The organism is Marivita sp. (assembly GCF_020055675.1).
Taxonomy (GTDB): Bacteria; Pseudomonadota; Alphaproteobacteria; order Rhodobacterales; family Rhodobacteraceae; genus Marivita.
Genome location: NZ_JAIPUS010000058.1, coordinates 1 through 6643, shown reverse-complemented (window position 1 = coordinate 6643; position 6643 = coordinate 1). Strand labels below are relative to the sequence as shown.

Below are 6643 nucleotides of genomic sequence, written 5' to 3'. Positions count from 1 at the left end.
CCCCTGCAGGCGCCGAGATCGCCACGCGGCCGTTTCAGCTTGTCACCGGGCGGACGTGGAAAGGCACGGCCTTTGGCGGCGCGCGCGGGCGCACCGATGTGCCCAAGATCGTCGACTGGTACATGGACGGCAAGATCGAGATCGACCCGATGATCACCCACACCATGCCATTGGAGGACATCAACAAGGGCTTTGACCTGATGCATGCCGGCGAAAGCATCCGGTCGGTGGTGGTTTACTGATCGCAGGCCATCCGCATGATCGTACCCTCTGACATGACCATCCGCCTTGCCGAACGCGGGGCGGATGAACACCTGGTTTGGGACATCCTTCGACCGACGGTCGAGGCCGGAGACACGTTTTGCGCCGATCCCGACGGCGGGATCGACAGCGGCCTGGCCTATTTCTGGCCCCCGAACGCAGACGTGCGGCTGGCGCTGGATGCCGACGGGGCGGCGCTGGGGTGTTATTACCTCAAGCCGAACCAGTCGGGCGGCGGGGCGCATGTCTGCAATGCCGGCTATTGCACCGCAGCGGCGGCCCGCGGGCGCGGCGTGGCACGCGCGATGCTGGCGCATTCGCTTGAAACGGCACGCGCCGCGGGCTTTCGCGCGATGCAATACAATTTCGTCGTCGCGACCAACACCCGCGCCATCGCCATCTGGCAGAATGCGGCATTCGAGATTGTCGGACGATTGCCCGGTGCCTTTCATCATCCGGCGCATGGCGACGTGGATGCTCTTGTGATGTATCGCGCGCTCTGACACGGTACCGCCATGAGCGAAACACATCCTCCCCTCCTCGCGGTTCTGATCGACGCGGACAATACCTCTCCGAAATACACGGGGTCGATCTTTGAAGAGATCGCGTCGTTGGGCGAGGCCAGCGTGCGGCGCTGCTACGGCGATTTTTCGAGCCAGCAAATGGCCGGGTGGTCGCGTGTGCAGGCCGAATTCGGTCTGGTGCCGCACCATCAACCGGCCAATACCGTAGGCAAGAACGCCAGCGACATCGCGCTCGTGATCGACGCGATGGACCTCATGCACACGGGCCGGTTCGACGGCTTCGTGCTGGTCAGTTCCGACAGCGATTTCACCCGTTTGGCGCAGCGTCTGCGCGAACAGGGGCAGGACGTTTACGGCATGGGCATGCAGAAAACGCCCGAGGCCTTTCGCCGCGCCTGCAAACGATTCATCTTTCTCGAAAATCTCGACAATGCCGGGGATGCCGACAGCAGCGCGGCCAAGCCGGCCCGCAAAAGCAACCTGAGCGAGGCGCGGACCCTGATCCTCAAGGCGATGGACGCGATCGACCAGGATGACGAATGGTACCGTCTCGGGCAATTGGGCCAGCATATCGTCTCGGCCAATCCCGATTTTGACACCCGCACCTATGGCAAGCGCAAGCTGAGTGACCTGGTGGCAGAGTTGAAGGTTCTCGAAGTCAAGCGCGGCACGAACAACCAGTTGATGGTTCGCCGGCGGGATTGAATCCGCCGATCGCGCAACGCCCCATTGCGGCATTGGCGCAGCCGTGCAATGCTGACCTCGGGGAAAAGAGGTTTCCGTGCTCAGCGCTTTGGGAGGCCTGACTATGCTGAAACATGAGACACCGATCGTGTTGCGCTCCATCGACGATGACGCGCACGCGCAAGAAAGCCAACTTTCGGAAGCGTCGCTGCGTGTTATGGCGCAGGAGGTGATCACCCGGCTGACGCATATCTCGCGGTCGGCATCCTCTGCACTGGATGACGGCGACCTTGATACGTTCTGCCGGGCCCTGGTCGCGCCGACCGTGGACGACGCTCGAACGATTTTGCTGCGCGCACAGGAACGCGGGGCCAACCACGAGACATTGTGCCTGTCCTATATCGCGGCCGCGGCCCGAAGGTTGGGCGAGTGGTGGGAAGAAGACCGCATTCATTTCAGCGATACCGCCATCGCCGCGGGCCGAATGCTGCATATCTTGCGTGATCTGCGATCGGTCACGCCCCCCGAACCGACGCGCGGCATGCGCGAGGCGCTTTTCGCAACGGTTCCGGGTGAACAGCACCTGATCGGGATCACAATGGCAGCCGATATCCTGCGATCGAAAGGCTGGTCGATCGACCTTCAGCTGGGGCGCAGCGAAGCGGAGTTGTGCAAGATCGCGCGGGATGGCGGATATGCGATCATCGGGCTTTCCGCATCCGGTGCCGAAAGCGTGCGATCCCTTGCCAGCACGATCGTCGAGTTGCGGGTCGCCGCGCCCAGGGCCTATATCTTCATCGGCGGCAACATCTCCGACATGGAGCGCAATGTCATGGAACGCACGGGCGCAGATGCGGTGGCGGCGTCGATGGATGAATGTCTCGACTCGCTCGAAGCGCTCTACCAGGCGGTTATCTCCTCCGGTGGTCCCGCCGCGTAGCGCGCCAAAAAGGTCCGGACCGCGCCGTCGACCACGCGGGCCCTCTCTGTCTCGGACACGGTCGTGATGATGCCGAAAACCAGCTTGGGCCACAGGTCTGCCTTGCACAACTCGGCAAACTGATCAGCGGCCAGGGTGTAGTCATCGATCACCAACTCGCCGCGACCGACCGCCTGACGCAGGTAGTCGACCACCGCCGCGCGCATGATCATCGGCCCGGAGCGATAAAATTCCTGTCCAAGCCGGGGAAAGCGATCCGCTTCGGCGACGCAGATGCGAAAGATGCGCTGGCCGATATCGGAATAGATGAACCCGAGAAACTGGTGCGCGATTTGTGCAAGCACATCGGCGGGCGGACGGGAATTGTCGATCCGCTCGATCGACGTGCGGGCCTGTTCTTCGCATTGCCGGGTCGCGACCTCCATGAAGAGCAACCCCTTGTCGGGAAAATAGCTGTAGAGCGTGGCCTTGGACACGCCGGCGGCGCGGGCGATGTCATCGACGCTGGCCCCTTCAAAGCCGTCGCGCAGGAAGACTTCCCGCGCGCCATCGACAACCTGGTCGTACTTGCGACCCTTCCGGATTTGCGCCTGCGCCGTGTCCATTCCCGCCTCGTGTTCCAGGTCCGGAACGCTAAACAGGCAGGTTTGGGTCCGCAAGGAGATATGGCGCGGCGTTTGCCGGCTGTCGCGATCCCCGCGGCAGTGACGGATACGAAAAAGCCCAGGCGCGAACGCCTGGGCAGGTGGTCACAAAAGGCTGACGGAAGGAGGAGATCAGCCTTTGGAGAATTCCGGGTAGGCTTCCATGCCCAGTTCGGCCATGTCGAGACCGTTGATCTCTTCCTCTTCACCGACGCGGATGCCCACGACCGCCTTGAGAATGAGCCACATGATCAAGGCCAGTACGAAGACCGAACCCACGATCGCGACAATGCCCAGAAGCTGCGTTCCCAGCGATGCGTCACCGTAGAAGATGACCGCGATCGTGCCCCAGATCCCGGCAAAGCCATGGACCGGGATGGCCCCGACAACATCATCGATTTTCAGCTTGTCGAGCAGCGGGATGGTGAACACCACGATGCCACTGCCGATGGCGCCGATCCACAGGGCCCCGAAGAGGGTCGGAGCAAGCGGTTCAGCCGTGATCGACACGAGACCGGCAAGCGCACCGTTCAGAACCATGGTCAGATCGACCTTCTTGTAGAGAATCTGCGTCAGGATCAGTGCCGTGACGGCCCCCGATGCCGCGGCCATGTTGGTGTTGCTGAAGATACGCGAGACGTCGGCGATGTCTCCCACGGTCCCCATGGCAAGCTGCGAGCCGCCGTTGAAGCCGAACCAGCCGAGCCACAGGATGAACATCCCGAGCGTCGCCAGGGCCAGGTTGGACCCGGGCATCGGGTTGACCTTGCCGTCCTTGTACTTGCCGATCCGCGGTCCAAGCACGATCGCACCGGCCAAGGCAGCCGCCGCACCACAGGCGTGCACGATGGTCGAGCCGGCAAAGTCGGAGAACCCTGCCTCGCTGAGCCAGCCGCCGCCCCAAGTCCAGGAGGCCGTCAGCGGATAGATGAATCCAGTCAGAACGGCCGAGAAGATCAGGAATGGCCAGAGCTTGATACGCTCGGCAAGCGCCCCGGACACGATGGACGCGGTCGCCGCACAGAACATCAACTGGAAGATATAGTCGGATCCCGTGGACGCATAGGCGGCGTCATCGGCATCGGCCAAGGTGATACCGACAGCCTCAAGCACGCCAACAGACGGGAAGAGACCCGAGAAATAGCCTTCGATCGCCCAGTCTCCGAGCGGGTACATCAGGTTGTAACCGATGAGCCAATACATGATCGCCGCGATCGAAAAGAGCCCGACATTCTTGGTCATCTGCATGGCCACGTTCTTGGACCGGACCAGGCCGCCTTCGAGCATCGCAAAGCCAGCGGCCATGAAAAACACCAGGAAGCCGCCAATCAGGAACAGCAGCGAGTTCATGATCCAGACGAATTCATCGGCACCGACGGTTGCCGCGTCGTCCTGGGCAAAGCCCGTAACCGGCAGCGCAACGAGCGCGGCGGCGGGCAAGAGTATCTTTTGAAGTTTCATGTGTGAGTGTCCCCTAATCCTTGTCACAGCGCCTGTTCAGAGCGCGTCCCCATCCGTTTCGCCGGTCCGCACGCGGATCGCCTGCTGCGCATCCAGCACGAAGATCTTGCCATCGCCGATCTTGCCGGTGCGGGCGGTTTTGGTGATTGCCTCGATCACCTGGTCAGCCATGTCGGCAGAGACCACGATCTCGAGCTTGATTTTCGGCACGAAGTTCACCGCGTATTCCGCGCCACGGTAAATCTCGGTGTGGCCCGACTGAGAGCCGAACCCCTTGATCTCGGTTACCATCATGCCGCGGACGCCAATGTCTGTGAGCGCCTCTCGGACTTCTTCAAGCTTGAACGGCTTGATTGTCGCTATGATGAACTTCACCTTGGTCCCTTTCCCTTGCAGGTCGATCTTTGTTTGCAAGCGCAGAAAAGAGGCACGGGCTGTCGGAAGGAAAGGTGAGACGGGGGGCAGGCCAGCCACCAGAACGACAAGTTGCACAAATTTTGCACAATCTGACGCTGATGCACATAAATTAGTCAGTTAAAAAACCATGTTGTCACTTTGTCTGCGGTCCACATCGACGGAGAAACCGATTAAATTGGTTTGAACGAGCAGTATCACAGGCGGTCGGAAGCATGACTGATTCACGACGCGGGAAAAGCCGTCTGGTCGCAGACCGGCGCTATCCCAAGACAGCATCCAGGGCCGCGAAGCCGCGCAAAGCTGCGCCCAAAAAGCGCAAGCCAGCCAGAGCGAAAGCCAGGCGCGGCGGGATCATCGGGTTCTTCACCGGGATCATCCGAGGGATCATGCGCTTTTTCCTGCGCCTGTTCCTGCGGGTGGGGATCATCGTCGCCCTGATCGTCGCCGGGCTTGTCGCGGTCGAGTACAGCCGGCTGCCCGAGGTGTCGGCAGCGCTCGACGGACGTGCACGGGGGTCGGTTCAGCTTCTGGACCGCAACGACGTTGCCTTCGCCTGGCGCGGCGACCAGTTCGGCGGCGTCGTGACGGCGGACACGGTGTCGCCGCATCTCAAGAACGCGGTGGTCGCGACCGAAGACCGGCGGTTCTACAATCATTTCGGCCTGTCCCCGCGCGGGATCGCCTCGGCAGTGCGCATCAACCTGTCCGAAGGCCGCGGGCCGCTTTCGGGCCACGGCGGATCGACGATCACGCAGCAGACCGCGAAGCTTCTTTGCCTGGGCGTGACCTATGACCCCGACGAGTGGAAGACCGAGGCGGAATACATCTCGGATTGTCGGCGCGGGTCCCTGGCGCGCAAGGCCAAGGAAGCGATCTACGCGCTGGCGATGGAGATCAAGTATACCAAGGACGAGATTCTTTCGATCTACCTGAACCGCGCCTATATGGGCGGTGGCGCGTATGGCGCGGCAGCCGCGGCAGAGCGGTATTTCTCGAAACCGGCATCGGCCCTGACACCGCAGGAAGGCGCGATGATCGCGGGGTTGCTCACCGCCCCGTCGACGCTGGCTCCGACCTCCAACATCGAACGGTCGCAGGCGCGGGCGGCCACCGTGCTGCGCCTGATGAACGAACAGGGCTACCTGACGGACGAACAGACCCGCGCGGCGCAGGCCAATCCGGCGAACCTGTCGGACAAGGCCAAGACCCAGACGGGCGGGTATTTCGCCGACTGGGTGATGCAGTCCGGACCCGATTTCTTCACCCGCGACACGACCGAGGACGTGATCATCTCGACCACGCTGGACCAACGGATTCAGAAGGCGGCCGAGGACGCGATCAAGACGGTCTTCGCCACCAAGGTCCGGGAGGGCTCCAAGGCACAGGCGGCGATCGTGGTGATGTCCGCCGATGGCGCGGTGCGCGGCATGGTGGGCGGTCGCCAGACAAATGTGTCCGGCGTGTTCAACCGCGCCACACAGGCCAGCCGACAGACCGGATCGGCCTTCAAGCCCTTTGTCTACGCCACCGCGCTGGAACTGGGTTACAGCCCCTATGACACGGTTCAGGACGAACCCTTCTGCATGAACATTCCCGGTTCGGGCCGGTGGTGTCCGTCAAACTATTCAAACCAGCATTACGGCCAGGTGACCCTGGTCGATGCCTTGGCCAAAAGCCTGAACATCCAGGAGGTCAAGATATCGGAATCCGTC

The 6643-nt window shown here is 62.0% G+C and carries 7 protein-coding genes and 1 pseudogene; 5 read left to right on the top strand and 3 right to left on the bottom strand.

The window, feature by feature from the left end:
• From LCF59_RS17280 to LCF59_RS17265, 4 genes and pseudogenes are all read left to right on the top strand, one after another.
• Window positions 1-242 (top strand): annotated as a pseudogene (locus LCF59_RS17280) (S-(hydroxymethyl)glutathione dehydrogenase); the annotation flags it as partial.
• A gap of 15 nt (window positions 243-257) precedes the next feature.
• Window positions 258-764: a GNAT family N-acetyltransferase gene (locus LCF59_RS17275; protein ID WP_292288865.1), complete on the top strand. Its 507-nt coding sequence runs from the start codon at window positions 258-260 to the stop codon at window positions 762-764.
• Window positions 765-776: 12 nt separating this feature from the next.
• Window positions 777-1490: an NYN domain-containing protein gene (locus LCF59_RS17270; RefSeq protein ID WP_292288864.1), complete on the top strand. Its 714-nt coding sequence runs from the start codon at window positions 777-779 to the stop codon at window positions 1488-1490.
• Between the two features lie 103 nt (window positions 1491-1593).
• Window positions 1594-2409 carry a B12-binding domain-containing protein gene (locus LCF59_RS17265; protein WP_292288863.1) on the top strand — a complete coding sequence of 272 codons (816 nt, stop codon included), beginning with the start codon at window positions 1594-1596 and terminating at the stop codon, window positions 2407-2409.
• Here LCF59_RS17265 and LCF59_RS17260 read toward each other — a convergent pair.
• The 3 genes from LCF59_RS17260 to LCF59_RS17250 form a co-directional block, all read right to left on the bottom strand.
• On the bottom strand, window positions 2370-3014 hold the full coding sequence (locus LCF59_RS17260) for a TetR/AcrR family transcriptional regulator (protein ID WP_292288862.1): 645 nt from the start codon (window positions 3012-3014) through the stop codon (window positions 2370-2372). The two genes, LCF59_RS17265 and LCF59_RS17260, sit on opposite strands and share 40 nt — an antisense overlap.
• Window positions 3015-3185: 171 nt before the next feature.
• On the bottom strand, window positions 3186-4514 hold the full coding sequence (locus LCF59_RS17255) for an ammonium transporter (RefSeq protein WP_292288861.1): 1329 nt from the start codon (window positions 4512-4514) through the stop codon (window positions 3186-3188).
• 36 nt (window positions 4515-4550) lie between these two features.
• A complete protein-coding gene (locus LCF59_RS17250; RefSeq protein WP_292288860.1) occupies window positions 4551-4889 on the bottom strand; it encodes a P-II family nitrogen regulator in 339 nt (112 codons plus the stop codon).
• 254 nt (window positions 4890-5143) lie between these two features.
• On the opposite strand from LCF59_RS17250, the gene LCF59_RS17245 reads away from it, so the two are divergent.
• Window positions 5144-6643 (top strand): transglycosylase domain-containing protein (locus LCF59_RS17245; protein ID WP_292288859.1); only part of this gene is annotated, 1500 nt, incomplete at its 3' end.